General features: G+C 53.0%; 13 protein-coding genes. 7 read left to right on the forward strand and 6 right to left on the reverse strand.

Features of this window, described 5'->3' with window-relative positions:
- Positions 1-71 precede the first annotated feature (71 nt).
- On the reverse strand, positions 72-1,142 hold the full coding sequence (lptG, locus tag ED901_RS01365; protein ID WP_056776552.1) for an LPS export ABC transporter permease LptG: 1,071 nt from the start codon (positions 1,140-1,142) through the stop codon (positions 72-74).
- Positions 1,142-2,236 (reverse strand): LPS export ABC transporter permease LptF, encoded by a 1,095-nt coding sequence (gene lptF, locus ED901_RS01370; RefSeq protein ID WP_056776550.1) that lies wholly within the window; start codon positions 2,234-2,236, stop codon positions 1,142-1,144. Before lptF ends, lptG begins: the two co-directional genes overlap by 1 nt.
- A gap of 277 nt (positions 2,237-2,513) precedes the next feature.
- Here lptF and pepA point away from each other — a divergent pair, with 277 nt between their 5' ends.
- From pepA to ED901_RS01390, 3 genes are all read left to right on the forward strand, one after another.
- Entirely contained in the window at positions 2,514-4,025 is a 1,512-nt protein-coding gene (gene pepA, locus ED901_RS01380) for a leucyl aminopeptidase (RefSeq protein WP_056776547.1), read from the forward strand.
- A 120-nt stretch (positions 4,026-4,145) separates the two neighbouring features.
- Positions 4,146-4,631 carry a DNA polymerase III subunit chi gene (locus ED901_RS01385; RefSeq protein ID WP_122094369.1) on the forward strand — a complete coding sequence of 162 codons (486 nt, stop codon included), beginning with the start codon at positions 4,146-4,148 and terminating at the stop codon, positions 4,629-4,631.
- Complete coding sequence (locus tag ED901_RS01390) at positions 4,624-7,479, forward strand: valine--tRNA ligase (RefSeq protein ID WP_122094371.1); 2,856 nt, start codon at positions 4,624-4,626, stop codon at positions 7,477-7,479. The genes ED901_RS01385 and ED901_RS01390 overlap by 8 nt, the downstream gene beginning before the upstream one ends.
- A gap of 44 nt (positions 7,480-7,523) precedes the next feature.
- Here ED901_RS01390 and ED901_RS01395 read toward each other — a convergent pair whose 3' ends face one another.
- The gene (locus ED901_RS01395) at positions 7,524-8,567 is read right to left on the reverse strand and encodes a M48 family metallopeptidase (RefSeq protein WP_122094373.1); all 1,044 of its coding nucleotides are present in this window, start codon (positions 8,565-8,567) and stop codon (positions 7,524-7,526) included.
- Between the two features lie 3 nt (positions 8,568-8,570).
- Positions 8,571-9,761, reverse strand: a complete 1,191-nt coding sequence (locus ED901_RS01400; RefSeq protein WP_122094375.1) for a YjgN family protein — start codon at positions 9,759-9,761, stop codon at positions 8,571-8,573.
- A gap of 259 nt (positions 9,762-10,020) precedes the next feature.
- On the opposite strand from ED901_RS01400, the gene ED901_RS01405 reads away from it, so the two are divergent.
- The 4 genes from ED901_RS01405 to ED901_RS01420 all read left to right on the forward strand — a co-directional run bounded on the left by ED901_RS01405 (position 10,021) and on the right by ED901_RS01420 (position 14,485).
- The gene (locus ED901_RS01405; protein WP_122094377.1) at positions 10,021-10,524 is read left to right on the forward strand and encodes a GNAT family N-acetyltransferase; all 504 of its coding nucleotides are present in this window, start codon (positions 10,021-10,023) and stop codon (positions 10,522-10,524) included.
- Positions 10,525-10,567: 43 nt separating this feature from the next.
- Entirely contained in the window at positions 10,568-11,308 is a 741-nt protein-coding gene (locus tag ED901_RS01410; protein WP_122094379.1) for a MurR/RpiR family transcriptional regulator, read from the forward strand.
- 146 nt (positions 11,309-11,454) lie between these two features.
- Entirely contained in the window at positions 11,455-12,987 is a 1,533-nt protein-coding gene (locus ED901_RS01415) for a PTS transporter subunit EIIC (protein ID WP_056776524.1), read from the forward strand.
- A 64-nt stretch (positions 12,988-13,051) separates the two neighbouring features.
- Positions 13,052-14,485 carry a 6-phospho-beta-glucosidase gene (locus ED901_RS01420; RefSeq protein WP_122094381.1) on the forward strand — a complete coding sequence of 478 codons (1,434 nt, stop codon included), beginning with the start codon at positions 13,052-13,054 and terminating at the stop codon, positions 14,483-14,485.
- A 40-nt stretch (positions 14,486-14,525) separates the two neighbouring features.
- On the opposite strand, the gene ED901_RS01425 is transcribed toward ED901_RS01420, so the two are convergent.
- Together ED901_RS01425 and ED901_RS01430 are read right to left on the reverse strand one after the other, a co-directional pair.
- The gene (locus ED901_RS01425) at positions 14,526-16,085 is read right to left on the reverse strand and encodes a glycoside hydrolase 43 family protein (RefSeq protein ID WP_122094383.1); all 1,560 of its coding nucleotides are present in this window, start codon (positions 16,083-16,085) and stop codon (positions 14,526-14,528) included.
- A 13-nt stretch (positions 16,086-16,098) separates the two neighbouring features.
- A complete protein-coding gene (locus ED901_RS01430) occupies positions 16,099-17,529 on the reverse strand; it encodes a glycoside-pentoside-hexuronide (GPH):cation symporter (RefSeq protein WP_122094385.1) in 1,431 nt (476 codons plus the stop codon).
- Positions 17,530-17,641: the final 112 nt, after the last annotated feature.

Genomic DNA, 17,641 nt, shown 5'->3' on the forward strand with positions numbered 1-17,641 from the left:
CTCCGCATTCAGACGTAAAAAAAGCAGGCCTCTGTAAAGAGCCTGCTTTTTGTTTATCTGAATCTGCGGTTTTACTTTTTCTTCAACAGTAAATACATGCTGATGACGAGGAACAGTCCGCTTGGCAGCAATGCGCCCAGAATCGGCGGAATGCTGTAAACCAGGCTCAGCGGGCCGAAAATCTGATCAAGCACGTAGAACAGGAAACCAAAGCAGATCCCCGTCACCACCCGCACGCCCATCGGCACGCTGCGCAGCGGCCCGAAGATGAACGAAAGCGCCATCAGCATCATTACGGCAACAGACAGCGGAGAGAAGATTTTACTCCACATGTTCAGCTGGTAACGCTTGGACTCCTGGCCGCTCTGCTTGAGGTATTTTACGTAGTTGTAGAGCCCGCTTATCGACAACGCATCCGGATCCAGCGCCACGACACCGAGTTTGTCCGGTGTCAGGTTAGTTTTCCACACGCCGGAGAGGGTCTGAGAACCGGTGATTTGCAGCTTGTCAGTCAGGTCTGATTCATCCACCTGAGAGAGTTTCCACTCGCCATTATCAAAGGTCGCTGAAGAGGCATAACGCACCGATTGCAGCTTATTCTGATCATCGAAATGGTAGATGTTCACGCCAGTGAGTTCTTTCTCACCCGCAACACGCTCAATGTAGATAAAGTCATGCCCGTCTTTTGCCCACAGCCCGTTTTGGGTGGAGAGCAGCGAACCGCCGTACATCTGCTGCGCACGATAGTTACGCGCCATCTGCTCGCCCTGCGGCGCGACCCACTCACCAATCGCCATGGTCAACAGCACCAGCGGAATTGCCGTTTTCATCACCGATGCAGCGATCTGCATACGGGTGAAACCAGAGGCCTGCATGACCACCAGCTCACTGCGTGTTGCCAGTGTGCCAAGCCCCAGCAATGCACCGAGTAGTGCGGCCATCGGGAAGAAGATCTCGATATCTTTCGGAACGCTCAGCAAGGTGTAAAGCCCTGCGCCAGCCGCTGAATATCCGCCCTGCCCGACCTTACGCAACTGGTCGACAAACTTGATGATGCCGGAGAGTGACACCAGCATGAACAACGTCATCATGATGGTGTTGAAGATCGTGCGACCGATGTACCGGTCTAATACGCCAAACATCAGGCAACTCCTCTCAGACGCGCGCGGACCTTACGAACCGGCAAGGTATCCCATGCATTCAGAACCAATGCCAGTGCGAGGTAGAGCAGGTTAGTGCCCCACATCCAGACCATCGGATCCAGTTTACCTTTCGCGCCATTGGAACGCAGGGAGGTTTGCAGCAGGAAGAAAATCAGATAAAGCAGGATAGCCGGCAACATGCTCAGCACGCGGCCCTGACGCGGGTTCACCACGCTAAGCGGAACCACTAACAGCGCCATGATAAAGACCGACACAATTAATGTGATACGCCAGTTAAGCTCTGCACGCGCTTCCGGCTCATCGGAATGCCAGAGTTGCGACATGCTCATCTGATCGGACTCGTTCGGATCCAGCTGAACGGTCTGATGACCAATAACGGCAAGATAATCAGTAAAGTCAGTGACGCGGAAATCGCGCAGCAAGGCGGTGCCCTCATAGCGCGTGCCCTGATCCAGAGTCACGACCTGAGAACCGTCCGGACGTTGCAACATGTGGCCTTTATCTGCCACCACCACCGAAGGACGCTGGTTGCCACTCGGGCGCAGCTGCGCCAGGAAGACGTTATGGAATTCCTTACCTTTCACGTTACCCACGAACAGTACCGCATTGCCGTTTTGTGCCTGCTGGAACTGGCCTTCAACCATCGCCGCCATACTGGGATTGGCTTTGGCTTCCGCCAGAACCGCATCCTGATGTTTCGATGACCACGGGCTTAACCATATCGCGTTAAAGCCGGCGAAAACTGAGGTAAATAACGCCAATACCATCGCCGCGATGACCAGCGACCGTTTTCCAAGACCGCAGGCATGCATGACCGTGATTTCACTGTCGGTATACAATTTACCGAGCGTCATCAGCAAGCCGAGGAAAAGGCTGAGAGGAAGGATAAGCTGCGCCATTTCCGGAATACCTAAACCCAGAAGTGACAGAACTAAATTTGTTGGGATATCGCCATCGACTGCCGCTCCAAGCACCCTGACCAGCTTCTGACAAAAGAAGATGAGAAGCAGAATGAACAGAATGGCAAATTGGCTCTTGAAGGTTTCCCTAACCAGATATCTAATGATGATCACGCTTAATACGCCTGTGAAAACTTGTCTTTTTGAAGGAAAATCGCTAGTTTCATCGCTAATCCGTCATTTATTCTCATCATATGGCAACCTTCACAGCTAAAATAGTATTACAACACCGAGAATTGGGGTGTCCTATAGGAACATGCTTATAGCCGCCAAAATAAAAACTAACGCCGTTTAAGGTTAACACAGGTCGTTAACACAATGACGGGAGAGTGTCTCCGGCAACCATTCTAGCCGTACCTCCCGCCCTTGTCTTTAAGATTCAGGAGAGTGCATGGAGTTCAGCGTAAAAAGCGGTAGCCCGGAAAAACAACGCAGTGCCTGTATTGTAGTCGGCGTTTTCGAACCTCGCCGTCTGTCACCGATTGCCGAACAGCTCGATAAAATCAGTGATGGCTATATCAGTGCCCTGCTCCGCCGTGGCGAACTTGAAGGCAAAGTGGGCCAGACCCTGTTGCTGCATCATGTACCGAATATTCTTTCAGAACGCATTTTGCTGATTGGTTGTGGCAAAGAACGCGAACTGGATGAGCGCCAGTACAAACAGGTTATCCAGAAAACGATCAATACCCTGAACGACACCGGTTCTATGGAAGCCGTTTGCTTCCTCACCGAGCTGCACGTAAAAGGGCGCAATACTTACTGGAAAGTGCGCCAGGCGGTCGAAACCTCAAAAGAATCGCTTTATACCTTCGACCAGCTGAAAAGCAATAAAGTCGAACCTCGCCGTCCGCTGCGTAAAATGGTCTTCAACGTGCCAACCCGCCGTGAACTGACCAGCGGTGAGCGCGCCATCCAGCACGGTTTAGCCGTCTCCGCCGGTATCAAAGCCGCGAAAGATCTGGGCAATATGCCACCAAACATCTGTAACGCCGCTTATCTGGCGTCACAGGCGCGTCAGCTCGCCGACGCGTTCAGCACGAACATCACCACCCGCGTTATCGGCGAACAGCAGATGAAAGAGCTGGGGATGAACGCTTATCTGGCCGTCGGTCAGGGTTCGAAAAACGAATCGCTGATGTCGGTGATGGAATATAAGGGCAATCCTAATCCGGACGCTAAGCCTATCGTGCTCGTCGGCAAAGGCCTGACCTTCGATTCCGGCGGTATTTCCATCAAGCCCGCCGCGGATATGGATGAAATGAAGTACGACATGTGTGGTGCAGCCGCTGTGTATGGCGCAATGCGCGTCGTGGCTGAACTGAATTTGCCGCTCAACGTGATTGGCGTCCTCGCCGGCTGTGAAAACATGCCAGGCGGCCAGGCGTTCCGTCCGGGTGACATTCTGACGACAATGTCCGGCCAGACTGTCGAAGTGCTGAACACCGACGCTGAAGGCCGTCTGGTGCTGTGTGATGCGCTGACCTACGTCGAACGTTTCGATCCTGAGCTGGTGATTGACGTCGCCACGCTGACCGGTGCCTGCGTGATTGCCCTTGGACATCACATCACCGGGTTGCTGTCGAACCACAATCCGCTGGCCCATGAGCTGATTGGCGCCTCCGAGCAGGCAGGTGACCGCGCATGGCGTCTGCCGCTGGCTGACGAATATCAGGAACAGCTGGACTCCAACTTTGCCGATATGGCAAACATTGGTGGCCGTGCAGGGGGGGCTATCACCGCCGGTTGCTTCCTGTCGCGCTTCACCCGTAAATACAGCTGGGCGCATCTGGACATCGCCGGTACTGCATGGCGTTCAGGGAAAAACAAAGGGGCAACAGGTCGCCCGGTCGCGCTGCTGTCACAGTTCCTGCTCAACCGTGCCGGTCTTGACGGTGATGAATGATCTGATTCACCCGTCAAATAAGGTATAATTTCACCCTCAGGGTTTGGCTCGCCAGACCCTTCACAGGCGGGCGCACCCAGTTGCGCCCCTGTTTTTTCTCAGCAGCACAGTGAACTCATCATGAAACAGGCAACCTTTTTTCTTCTCGATGCGCCGGATGCAAGTGGCGAGCTCAGCTCACACGAAGCGCTGGCCTGTCAGGTCGCCGCTGAACGTTACCGGATGGGCAAACGTGTCCTGCTGGCTTGTGAAGATCAACAACAGGCCGAGCGTCTGGATGAAGCACTCTGGAAGCGCGATCCGAGCCACTTTGTGCCGCACAATCTGGCGGGCGAAGGCCCGCGTTTTGGTGCGCCGGTGGAGCTCTGCTGGCCAGGTAAGCGCGGCAATGCGCCACGCGACCTGCTGATAAGCCTGCTGCCTGAGTTTGCAGATTTTGCTACTGCTTTCCATGAAGTGGTAGACTTCGTTCCTTACGAAGATTCCCTTAAACAACTTGCGCGCGAACGCTACAAAGCCTATCGCAGCGTGGGTTTCTCTTTGACGACGGCCACGCCGCCCTCCGTCACCACATCGACCGACGAAAATACGAAGCGAAATGGATAAGACATATAACCCGCAAGACATCGAGCAGCCGCTTTACGAGCACTGGGAACAACAGGGCTATTTCAAGCCACATGGTGATACCAGTAAAGAAAGCTTTGCCATCATGATCCCGCCGCCGAACGTTACCGGCAGCTTGCACATGGGTCATGCTTTCCAGCAAACCATCATGGACGCCATGATCCGCTATCAGCGCATGCAGGGCAAAAACACCCTGTGGCAGGCGGGCACCGACCATGCGGGTATCGCAACGCAAATGGTGGTTGAGCGTAAAATCGCGGCCGAAGAAGGCAAAACCCGTCACGACTATGGCCGTGAAGCGTTTATCAACAAAATCTGGGACTGGAAAGCAGAATCCGGCGGCACCATTACCCGCCAGATGCGCCGCCTCGGCGACTCCGTGGACTGGGAGCGCGAGCGCTTCACCATGGACGAAGGTTTGTCCAACGCCGTGCGCGAAGTGTTTGTTCGCCTGTACAAAGAAGACCTGATTTACCGTGGCAAACGCCTGGTGAACTGGGATCCGAAATTGCGCACCGCGATCTCCGATCTCGAAGTAGAAAACCGTGAATCCAAAGGTTCCATGTGGCACCTGCGTTATCCGCTGGCTGACGGCGCGAAAACTGCTGAAGGCAAAGATTATCTGGTGGTCGCCACCACCCGTCCGGAAACCGTGCTCGGTGATACCGGCGTGGCGGTCAACCCGGAAGATCCGCGTTACAAAGATCTGATCGGCAAAGAGATTATCCTGCCGCTGGTGGGCCGTCGCATTCCTATTTTGGGCGATGAACACGCGGACATGGAAAAAGGCACCGGCTGCGTGAAGATCACGCCTGCGCATGACTTTAACGACTATGAAGTCGGTAAACGTCACGGCCTGCCGATGATCAACATCCTGACTTTCGATGGCGATATCCGCCAGACCGCTGAAGTATTCGATACGAACGGCGAAGAAAGTGATGCATGCGCCAATGATATCCCTGAGCAGTTCCGTGGCCTTGAGCGTTTTGCTGCGCGTAAAGCCGTGGTCGCAGCCTTTGATGAAGCGGGCCTGCTGGAAGAAGTTAAACCTCACGATCTGACCGTACCTTACGGCGACCGTGGCGGCGTGGTGATCGAGCCAATGCTGACCGACCAGTGGTACGTCCGTACCGCACCGCTGGCGAAAGTGGCAGTAGAAGCCGTTGAGCAAGGTGAGATCCAGTTCGTGCCTAAACAGTACGAAAACATGTACTTCAGCTGGATGCGTGACATTCAGGACTGGTGTATTTCCCGTCAGCTGTGGTGGGGACACCGCATTCCGGCGTGGTATGACGCCGAAGGCAACGTTTTCGTTGGCCGCGACGAAGCGGAAGTACGCAGCGAAAACAATCTGGGCGCAGACGTCGTGCTGACTCAGGACGAAGACGTGCTCGACACCTGGTTCTCTTCCGGCCTGTGGACTTTCTCCACGCTGGGCTGGCCAGAACAGACGCCTGATCTCAAAGCCTTCCACCCTTCAAGCGTGGTCGTGAGCGGCTTCGACATCATCTTCTTCTGGATCGCGCGCATGATCATGATGACCATGCACTTCGTGAAAGATGAAAACGGCAAGCCACAGGTTCCGTTTAATACCGTTTACATGACCGGTCTTATCCGCGACGACGAAGGGCAGAAAATGTCCAAGTCCAAAGGTAACGTTATCGATCCGCTGGATATGATTGACGGTATCTCACTGGAAGACCTGCTGGAAAAACGTACCGGCAACATGATGCAGCCTCAGCTGGCGGAAAAAATCCGCAAGCGCACCGAGAAGCAATTCCCGAACGGTATCGAACCGCACGGCACCGACGCCCTGCGCTTCACGCTGGCGGCGCTGGCTTCTACTGGCCGTGACATCAACTGGGACATGAAGCGTCTTGAAGGCTACCGCAACTTCTGTAACAAGCTGTGGAACGCCAGCCGCTTCGTACTGATGAACACCGAAGATCAGGATTGTGGCCTGAACGGCGGCGAACTTGAGCTGTCACTGGCTGACCGCTGGATCCTCGCGGAATATAATCGCACGGTGAAAGCCTACCGTGATGCGATGGACAGCTATCGCTTCGATCTGGCTGCCAGCATTCTGTATGAATTCACCTGGAACCAGTTCTGCGACTGGTATCTGGAGCTGACCAAGCCGGTTATGAACGGCGGCAGCGAAGCACAACTGCGCGGTACCCGTCATACGCTGGTGGAAGTGCTGGAAGGTTTGCTGCGTCTTGCGCATCCGATCATTCCGTTCATCACTGAAACCATCTGGCAGCGCGTGAAAACGCTGAAAGGCATCACAGCTGAAACCATCATGCTGCAACCTTTCCCTGAGTTTGATGCGGCGAAAGCGGATGAACTGGCGCTGGCCGATCTCGAGTGGATCAAGCAGGCGATCATCGCAATCCGTAACGTGCGTGCCGAGATGAACCTGTCTCCGGCCAAACCGCTGGAACTGCTGCTGCGCGGTGCAGGTGCGGATGCACAGCGTCGTGTGGAACAGAACCTGAGCTTCATTAAATCTCTGGCGCGTCTGGAATCCATCACTATTCTGCCTGCCGGCGACAAAGGCCCGGTGTCTGTCACCAAGCTGGTCGAAGGCGCGGAACTGCTGATCCCGATGGCGGGTCTGATCGACAAAGATGCTGAGCTGGCACGTCTCGACAAAGAGATCGCAAAACTCGACGGCGAGATTGCTTCCATCGAAGGCAAATTGTCTAACGAAGGTTTTGTCGCGCGTGCGCCAGAAGCCGTTGTCGCAAAAGAACGCGAACGTCTGGCAGCCTGCGGTGAAGCGAAACTCAAGATTGCAGAGCAGAAAGCCACGATTGCCGCGCTGTAAATTCGCTAAAGCAAAATGATAAAGGCCGCGCAAGCGGCCTTTTTTTATGGGCGGCGAAACTCGTGTTTATCCGCTTCCCTGATATGTTCAATCCGTGACTGCATCGCAGGGTGCGTACTCAGCCAGTCCGGCAACGTGCTGTCGTGGATTTTTTCATTCTGCGCCTGCGCAGAGAGCAACATATAAATTTGCGCCATTTGCGCCAGCGACCGCCCTTCCCGTTTCATCTCTGCGATCGCCCAGTCATCCGCCTCGCGCTCCATGCTGCGCGAAAACTGCAATTCATTGGCAAGTGACGCCGTCTGGAGAAGCGTATCACCGATACCGCTGACATCTCCGGTCATCCACAGGAGCGTGAGTGACACCAGCGAAGAACGCACCAGCATGCGCATCGGATGACGGTAAGCATGATGAGCCATTTCATGCAGCATGACTGCCGCCAGCGCATCATCCCCGGGGCTGAGTTCCACCAGCTTATCGCTGAGGATCAGCGTGCCATCCGCCAGCATAAACGCATTAGCGGTATCAGGAATATTCATCAGTTTCAGGCTGACCGGCGTTCGGTCTTCGCGCAATGACGGCGGAGTCACCTGCCGGAACAGCGCCTGAAGAGCGCTCTGCCGGACATCGGGCAGCGCCGATGCCTGAAAATCACTGGCTTTCAGAAGCGTCATCGTATGACGACCAAGGTTCTGCTCAATGGTGGTCGGAATTCGCAGCGCAATGGCATGACTGGCCCAGGGTAATAAACCGTAGACATAGAAGATAATCAGCAGGCAGGTCGACAGCAGCGCAAGGATCACACCGCGCTTGTGGCTTTCCATACGATAAACCCAGCCCGGCTTTCGATGCTGCGACAGCCAGTGACGAAACGCCGCGTCATCGGAAGGTACAAAACGGCTGCCGTCGGGGAATGTGAGGAATAAAGGGATAGTGCCGAGCGCGTCAGAAACATCAATATCACGCAGCGAAAATCGAGTCTGCGATTCCGGGGTGTCCAGCGTCAGCTGCTGTCCTTCTTCTAAAAAGAGGCGGGCAGCCTCACGCGCTGCCCGTCCTGGAGGCTGATAAAAGCCTTCAATGATCATGCATTACATACCGACGCCAAGATCAAACGCCTGTGCAACTTCTTCGGCAACGGCGGTGTTAACAGAATCGCTGTGTGCCTGCACATCCAGCAGTGATAAATCGCCAGAAACAGCGGTCGATGCGGCGATGTAACGCGCCATACGCACATGGGCCACCGGCGTCGCCAGACCCAGTGAGAACACCACAATCAGCGCATTAGTGAACAGAAGCCCCAGGTAGGAGAGGGTTTTCATCGAGGAATGCAGCTTAACCCCGTTGCCAATCCGTGTCTGGTTAAAGACGTAATTACGGATAGCCACGACCTGATAACTGGCAACCACCAGGGAACCCACCAACAGAATGACGATGGCAAGGAAGAAACCAAACAGGTTGCCCATCAGCATCGCACTGGCCATTTCATCAGACATACCGCCCATCAGAGCCATCTGATACAGGGTGGTGATAAACGATCCCATCAGCCAGAAGGCAAAGATTAGGAATGGCAGGAATAATAAAATGCCCAGCAGGCTGTATTTAATAAATGCAGCTTTCTTTAATTCGGCACTGAATGCCGTCTTTCCAAAGAACATATTATTAACGTACAGGTCGTGGGTCATGGCGCTGATAATCCCCTGAACGGCAGCAATACCAGGGACTAAGGCGACAGCCACCAGCACCACGCTCAGTAATATTGCACTGATACTGGCTGTCTGAACTGCAATCAGAACGATGGCCACAATCGGAATATACAACGCCAGCATCAGCAGGATCGGACACAGGTACAGGGTCCAGTAAGCGCGCCCTGTTTTGCAGTGATAATTAAAACGCACACCACGGTAGCTGGTCATGATCGCATTGTAGCGCCAGCTGCGAATAATCACCCACGGCAGCAGGGCGAAAAAGGCCAGCACGAACAATAACGCCAGATGCGGCATTATTGCCGCCAGAATATAAAAGACAATGATCCCTGCAATCACCAGCAAACGGCCTTTCAATATTTGAATTGGCTTTGCGTGATAATCAAAACGATCACCGTTTATTTCAGTATTACCCAGAAAATAACGACGACGGCGTACTGTCGCCCATGCAGAATAAATCCCTAATGTGACAATGGTCAGTAATGCATTAACCAGCCAGATTGCGAAATATTCTCCGCCCTTACCATGAAAACGGACCTGATGCAGGTTGTCGTTGTGTTGATTATTATCAGACATTTTTATCTTTCGTCCTGAAAGGAATGAGAAACCGTCTCTCCTGTAATTAAGAAAGAGGCGTAGTGCTTTACATAACGATGAAGATTTAATCACGCTCCGGTACAAGGAGGCAACGAATTCTTTACAATTCAGATGAAAAAGACTCTCATTTGCGTTAAGGAATATGTCGCAGAGGGGACGGCAGCGTTGCGCCCACCCGCCCTTAAATGGTATTAAAACGGTCTGTATGATTGCCGATTATTGAAACTGAGTGAGTAACATGACGACCACCTTTCCTGTCAGCGTGCTGGTGCGCCCGATCCGCCCTGAAGATAATGCCGCTATCGCTAACGTGATCCGCCACGTTTCTGCCGAATTTGGCCTGACGGCTGACAAAGGCTATACCGTCGCTGATCCGAATTTAGATCATCTGTATGAAAGCTACAGCCAGCCGCGCTGTGCTTATTGGGTGGTGGAACTCGATGGCGTGGTGGCCGGTGGTGGCGGTATGGCACCGCTGTCAGGTGCAGAAGACGATTTGTGCGAGTTGCAGAAGATGTACTTCATGCCTTCTTTGCGCGGCCAGGGTCTGGCTAAACGTCTGGCATTACAGGCCATCGATCATGCGCGTCAGCAAGGGTTTGCCCGCTGCTATCTGGAAACCACCGCCAGCCTGACTCAGGCCATTGCCCTGTATGAACGCCTCGGCTTCCAGCACATTGATGGCGCAATGGGGAATACAGGTCACGTCGATTGCGAAGTGACGATGTTAAAATACCTCTGACACCACTTTCGTTCTTTAATCGATCTTTGCAAACAGGCGCCTCATGTTCACACACAAAGCCATTTCCGCGTTAAATGAACTGGAACTGACGGTCTATAACTACATCGTCAAAAATGGCGACAAAGTGATGTACATGACTATCCGCGAACTGGCGGATGCCGCAGGCGTGTCTACCACCACTGTTTTGCGCTTCTGTAAAAAGATGGATTGCGACGGTTACTCAGAATTTCGTATCCGTTTTAAGCTGTTTTTAGAACATGAAGAAAAGCCGCCGGTTTCTTTTGGAATCAGTGAAATTATCAGCTATTTCAAAAGTATTAATAACAGCGAATTTGATGAATTATTAGATCAGGCCGCAAAAAAAATATCTGATGCCCAGCGCATTATATTTGTGGGCGTGGGAACGTCAGGATCACTCGGGAAATACAGCGCGCGTTTTTTCTCTAACGTTGGTAAATTCAGCACCTTTATTGATGACCCTTATTTCCCGATCAACAGCGATATGTATAAAGATGCCATCGCCATTATTCTTTCTGTTTCCGGTGAAACGGAAGAAGTACTGCGCTTTGCCACACAGTTCAGCCAGCACAATTGCAAGATCATCAGCCTGACCAACAGCGAGAACTCCACGCTGGCGCGCATGGCAGACCTCAACATCTCATACCACATGCCGCAAATTGTGCTTGAAGGCCAATATAATATTACTACGCAGATCCCGGTACTTTATATTATTGAAACTATCGGCAAGAAACTTCCGTTAATAAAACGTGACGCAGCGCAATGAAAAAACAGGGTGTTTTTATGTTGTGACATATTCCTAACCTTGTTTTTTGTTATATCGTGACTTCATCCTTTCTTTTGCTACACTCCTGCCAGCGATTAAAAAAATAAAACTCATCTCTGTACACCCCGGCAGGAGAATAATAAATAATGGCCATTGATTACGCACAAACAGCCCAGGATATTGTTAAATATATCGGCGGCAATGCTAATGTGATTAGCATCACACATTGCGCTACCCGTTTACGTTTTGTTCTGAAAGATAATAAAGCCGTCGATAAAGAAGAATTAAAACGTGTAAAAGGCGTGATCACAGTGATTGAGGCCGGTGGCCAGATGCAGGTGGTGATCGGCAACCACGTCAGCGATGCCTATAAACAGGTATTACAACTGATCGACATCGATGAAAACGCACCTGTTTCAGCGCCAAACGTCGGTATCGTCAGCCGGGTTATGGACGTCATCTCCAGCATTTTTACCCCGTTCCTTTATCAGCTCGCCGCCTGCGGTATTTTACAGGGGATCATCTCCTTCCTTGCCGCTGTCGGGATTATGGATGCGAACAGCGGCACCTACCGTATTCTCAACTTTGTGTCGTGGACGGCGTTTACTTTCCTGCCGGTAATGATTGCCTTCACCGCCGCCAAAAAATTCAACGTGAACCCTTTCACCGCCGTGATTACGGCCTGTGCGCTGATCAGCCCTGATTACATGAACATGCTGACCGCGTTCAAGATCACCTCAATCAACTCCGCCGACCCGGCCATGCAGCAACTGATGCGCGAGGCGGTGAGCAACCCTGATATCGCCAACATTCTACAAAACGTGGTCGGCATTCCGGTTTCTGCACCGACGCTGGATTTCCTCGGTATTCCGGTGAAATACCTGAGTTACACCGCCTCCGTAATCCCGATCATTCTGATGGTCTGGGCGATGTCGTACATCGAGCACTTCTTTAATAAAGTGCTGCCGGTGGTTATCCGTAACCTGTTCACCCCCATGTTCTGTATCGCCATTATGGTGCCGATGACCCTGCTGGTGTTCGGCCCGGTCGGTAACATGATCGGCGGCGCGATCGGCGGCGTTTATAATTATCTCTATCACCTCAGCCCGATCATTGCCGGTTTCGTGGTCGGCGCCTTCTGGCAACCGCTGGTCACGCTGGGCGTTCACTGGGGCATTACGCCGGTGACCGTCGGCAACTACGCGACCTTGGGTTATGACACCTTTACCGGCCTGCAGGCTTCCGCCGTCTTTGCGATGACCGGCAGCATGTTCGGCGTATACCTGAAAACCCGCAGCCGTGAAATGAAAGGCATCTCGCTCTCCGCCGGCGTGACCGGTCTGTTTGGCATCACTGAACCGGCCATTTACGGTGTGGCGCTGCGCCTGAAAAAACCTTTCCTGTGCAGCTGCGTAGCGGGCGGTATCGGCGGCGCGATAGCCGGTTCCTTTAATGCGGTGTCATGGAGCTACTGCCTGCCGGGTATCGCCGTGCTGCCGGTGTTCTTTAAAGAAGGCCACATGCCGCAGTTCCTTGGCTTCCTGCTGTCGATAAGCGTGGCCTTTGTTCTCGGTGCGCTCTTCACCTGGCTGGTCGGCTTCAAAGACGAGCCCGATGTGGTGGCCACCAAAAAGGTACAGGCTGAATCCCGGCGTGCCGCGCAGGCGGAAATGAATTAAATCTGACATTACGATCTACAGGGCAGAAGCAATCTGCCCTCATCAAGTATCCAGGGAGAATCAAATGAGTCATCAGTTACCGAAAGATTTCTTGTGGGGCGGCGCGGTAGCGGCGCATCAGGTTGAAGGCGGCTGGAACAAAGGCGGCAAAGGCATCAGCATCTGCGACGTGCTTTCCGGCGGCGCACACGGCGTTGACCGCGTGATGACCGACGGCGTGCTGGAGGGTTACAGTTATCCAAACCACGAAGCCGTCGATTTCTACTCGCACTACAAAGAAGATATCGCGCTGTTCGCTGAGATGGGCTTCAAATGCTTCCGCACCTCGATTGCATGGACGCGCATCTTCCCGAACGGTGACGAATTGCAGCCTAACGAAGCCGGTCTGCAATTCTACGATGATATGTTTGATGAACTACTCAAACACAATATCGAGCCGGTCATTACCCTTTCTCACTTTGAGATGCCGTGGCATCTGGTGAAAGAATATGGCGGCTGGAAAAACCGTCAGGTGGTGGATTTCTTTGTGCGTTTCAGCCAGGTGGTAATGGAGCGTTACAAAGGCAAGGTCAAATACTGGATGACCTTCAACGAGATCAACAACCAGCGCAACTGGAAGTACCCGTTGTTCGGTTATTGCTGCTCCGGCGTGGTGTTTACCGAGCAGGAAAATCCGGAAGAAACTATGTATCAGGTGCTGCATCATCAGTTCGTTGCCAGTGCCAAAGTGGTCAAACTCGGCCATGCCATTAATCCTGATTTCAAAATCGGCTGCATGATCGCCATGGTGCCGCTTTATCCGTTCTCCTGCCATCCGGACGACGTGATGTATTCCGTCGAAGCGATGCACGAACGCTTCCTGTTCAGCGACGTGCATATGCGCGGTTACTACCCGGCATATGCGCTGAAAGAGTGGGAACGTCGCGGTTTCAATATCAAAATGGAAGACGGCGATCTTCAGGCGCTGCGCGAAGGCTGTGCCGATTACATCGGCCTGAGCTATTACATGAGCAACGCAATTTCGGCGCACAATCCGAGCGATGATAACGGCCTGTCCGGCTTTGCGGGCAGCGTGCCGAATCCACATGTGAAGGCATCCGACTGGGGCTGGCAGATTGATCCTGTCGGTCTGCGTTACACCCTGAATATCTTGTACGAACGTTATCAGAAGCCGCTGTTTATCGTCGAAAATGGCTTTGGCGCAATCGACAAAGCCGGTGAAGACGGCGTCATTCACGACGATTACCGCATCGCCTATCTGAAGGCGCACATCGGGCAGATGAAAAAAGCCGTGCTGGAAGATGGCGTGGATCTGATGGGCTACACGCCGTGGGGCTGCATCGACTGCGTGTCGTTCACCACTGGCCAGTACAGCAAACGTTACGGCTTCATTCACGTCGATAAAAACGACGACGGCACCGGCACGATGGCGCGCTCTAAAAAAGAGAGCTTCGGCTGGTATCAGAAAGTGATTGGCAGTAACGGTGAAGTGCTTTAAGAAGAGAACAGCCAGCTCCCGCGAGCTGGCTTTTTTATGGCTATCGGGCGCTCATCGAAAAATAGGCAAACTCGCCGTAGCCCGCATCAGCATTGACTGCAGAGGCCGCCGAGTAAAGGCCAATTTTCGCCCCCACCCATTTCCCTGCTGAAATTGAAAATTGAGGTTCAACAGCTTTCCACTCTTCCGTTTCGACCTGCCTGAATGAAAAATGACAAACGCCACGTGACAACACATCCGCCCTGATGAACACCGACCCATGACCAGTGAGCGTTGCCAGCACGGTTCTTTTCTGGCTCAGAACGCCTTTATCGCTCATCCACCCGAAATCGAACACCAGCACCCACCCGCCATTCTGCTGACACACCGAAACCGCTCCGTATCTCTCGCCATACACAATCAAACCGCTTTGCTCACCGTCATGGTTAAAATGCGGTATCAGACGGGTGGTCACCGTGAATTCAGGGGCGGAGAATTTCTGCAAAAGCAGTTGCGGCGTGTCATACAAAGAGCGTGCGCCATAAGGCTGGCAGGCCAGTTTCAGGCCAGTCGTCGACGGGATTATCCAGTCTGGCTGCGGGTTCGCCTGCCACTGCCATTGCAGGCCAAAGCGGCCGTCGGCAAAACTGTCCGACGTTTGCGGAACGTATGGCATTTCCTGAGCGTATGCAGCAGGTTTTGTGTACACCGATACCGGCTGCCCCAGCCCTTCGGCATTGATTTTCTCGCCGATCTCCGGCCAGTCATCGCCGTTCCAGCGCATCGGTTGCAGGTGCACTATCCGGCCATTGTGTGCGGCATCCTGAAAATGAACAAACCAGCATTCGCCGTTTTTCAGTTCCACCCAGCCGCCCTGGTGAGGGCCATTCACGGTCGTGGTGCCCTGATGTAAAACATCGCGCGCCTCAAACGGGCCGCTCAACTGGCGGGAGCGTAATACGGTCTGCCAGCCACTTTCAACGCCGCCGGCGGGGGCAAAAATATAATACCAGCCATGACGCCGGTAGACTTTTGGCCCTTCGATAGTCGGATGGGAAACCGCGCCATCGAAAATGATTTTACCCTCATCGAGCAGGGACGTGGCGTCCGGGGACATTTCGCAAAGCTGTAGCTGATGCTTGATTCCGGAACGGCTGTAGGCGAATGCATGAACCAGCCACGCCCGCCCGTCCTCATCCCAGAATGGACAAGGGTCGATCCAGCCTTTCACCGCTTTAATACACTGCGGCTCGCTCCATTCTTTGGCCGGGTCTTCGGCATAAGACATAAAAATGCCTTCATCGGGCATGCTGTAAAACACCCAGAACAGCCCGTTGTGATAACGAATACTCGGCGCCCAGATCCCTTTACCAGGCTGCATGCTGTCGTATGCCGGCGAGTTAATCCGCTGCACGACGTGATTAATGATTTTCCAGTTCACCAGATCGGTTGAATGAAGAACGGGCAGGCCCGGAATATGGTTAAAACTCGAGGCCACCATATAAATATCGTCACCTACACAGACAATATCCGGGTCCGAATAATCCGCATGCAAAACAGGATTCTGATAACGCCCGTCACCCAAATCTGCGCACCAGCCAGCGTGGTTAATCTTCTCCATATTCATCTCCCCCTTATTTAACCGCCATCACAGGCGCCAGATTACCGGCTGCGTTTTCCTGCTCGCGGGCAATATCACCGCTGCGTTTCGCCAAATCCGTCTGAATATTCTTCATCGTGGCATCATCGAGTTTGTAGAAGCGGGCAAGGAAATAGAGGATCAGATAGGACACTGAAGGTCCGACGGTCAGCAGACCGATGATGCCGGTCGTTGCCAGCGCGGTTTGGGTTTCTGCACCAGCGTGATAACCGAACCAGCCGAGTGAGAACCCGACGAACGCCCCGGCAAAGGCCATCCCCAGTTTTAACGCGAACAGATTCCCGGAGAAAGAGAGGCCGGTGATCCGCCGCCCTGTTTTCCACTCACCATAATCCGCCGCATTGGCCATCATGTTCCATTTAAACGGCTGGTACATCTGGTGTAAAAAACCAATGATGAAATACAGCGGAAAAATCACCGGCAGGAATTTCGGCGGTACGAAAAACATCACGACGCCCGTCAGAACCAGCAGCAGGTTGATATTTTTAAACATCGCCAGCGTGCTGAACCGTTTGGCAAAATACCCCGCCGCCATCGCCCCGAATATCGTGCCGACCACGCTGGTGGTAATAAACGTACTTTTCATCGCCGTACCGCTGACCAGACTCTGCCCCTTATCCAGCATCAGATACGTCGCGTAATACAACGTGGCGGAACTGCGCATTACTCCGGCCATACTGGAGAAAAAGGTGATAATCGCGACAATACGCCACTGATCGTTCGACAGCAGATTTTTCAAATCACTCATCACCGATACCTGACGGGTATCCTCCGCCGTGATGCGTTCTTTGGTGAAACAAAAACAGAACACCAGCATACACACCGCAATCGCGCCCATCACCGCCATCGTCGCCTGATATCCGGCCTGCTGATTCTCTTTACCAAAATAATCCACCAGCCACAAAGTGCCGACAGAAACCAGTAAACCCGCCAGAGAGGAAATCGTGAACCGGTAGGATTGTGCAGAAAGCCGGTCTTTATCATCCGTGGTAATCACCCCACCCAGCGCGCAGTAAGGAATATTGATAAAGGTGTAACACAGCATCAGCAGCGAATAAGTAATGTAGGCATAAAGCAGTTTTCCGGAATGACCAAAATCAGGCGTGGTGAACGTCATCACCGCCAGCACGGCATAAGGAATGGCGAACCAAATCAGCCACGGGCGAAAATGCCCCCAGCGGGTTTTCACGCGGTCCGCAAAAATACCGGTGAGCGGATCGCTGACGGCATCCAGAATGCGTGTGACCAGAAACATCACCCCGACCGCTGCCGCGGAAAGCCCGTAGATATCGGTATAAAAGTAGGTCAGAAACATCGTGACGGAGGAATAAACGATCCCGCAAGCGGCGTCTCCCATACCAAAACCAAGTTTTTCTATAACAGACAATTTCTTTACGGCTGCCATAATCTGACTCCACACCATGAGGTAGAATATCTTTCAGAATTGGTATGTTAACTTTTGGCAGGTGCGTTGAATTTAACCATATTTCACTTAGGGTTTATGAAATTTGCTTAAT

This window comes from Rahnella sp. Larv3_ips, from assembly GCF_003697865.1.
Lineage (GTDB): Bacteria > Pseudomonadota > Gammaproteobacteria > Enterobacterales > Enterobacteriaceae > Rahnella > Rahnella rivi.

What these genes read in the sequence shown, in the direction of transcription:
- ED901_RS01385 (WP_122094369.1), top strand. Translation starts at nt 4,146, where the DNA reads ATGAAACAGGCAACCTTTTTTCTTCTCGATGCGCCGGATGCAAGTGGC.
- ED901_RS01425 (WP_122094383.1), bottom strand. Translation starts at nt 16,085, where the DNA reads ATGGAGAAGATTAACCACGCTGGCTGGTGCGCAGATTTGGGTGACGGG.
- ED901_RS01410 (WP_122094379.1), top strand. Translation starts at nt 10,568, where the DNA reads ATGTTCACACACAAAGCCATTTCCGCGTTAAATGAACTGGAACTGACG.
- ED901_RS01430 (WP_122094385.1), bottom strand. Translation starts at nt 17,529, where the DNA reads ATGGCAGCCGTAAAGAAATTGTCTGTTATAGAAAAACTTGGTTTTGGT.
- ED901_RS01420 (WP_122094381.1), top strand. Translation starts at nt 13,052, where the DNA reads ATGAGTCATCAGTTACCGAAAGATTTCTTGTGGGGCGGCGCGGTAGCG.
- ED901_RS01400 (WP_122094375.1), bottom strand. Translation starts at nt 9,761, where the DNA reads ATGTCTGATAATAATCAACACAACGACAACCTGCATCAGGTCCGTTTT.
- ED901_RS01415 (WP_056776524.1), top strand. Translation starts at nt 11,455, where the DNA reads ATGGCCATTGATTACGCACAAACAGCCCAGGATATTGTTAAATATATC.
- lptG (WP_056776552.1), bottom strand. Translation starts at nt 1,142, where the DNA reads ATGTTTGGCGTATTAGACCGGTACATCGGTCGCACGATCTTCAACACC.
- ED901_RS01395 (WP_122094373.1), bottom strand. Translation starts at nt 8,567, where the DNA reads ATGATCATTGAAGGCTTTTATCAGCCTCCAGGACGGGCAGCGCGTGAG.
- ED901_RS01390 (WP_122094371.1), top strand. Translation starts at nt 4,624, where the DNA reads ATGGATAAGACATATAACCCGCAAGACATCGAGCAGCCGCTTTACGAG.
- ED901_RS01405 (WP_122094377.1), top strand. Translation starts at nt 10,021, where the DNA reads ATGACGACCACCTTTCCTGTCAGCGTGCTGGTGCGCCCGATCCGCCCT.
- pepA (WP_056776547.1), top strand. Translation starts at nt 2,514, where the DNA reads ATGGAGTTCAGCGTAAAAAGCGGTAGCCCGGAAAAACAACGCAGTGCC.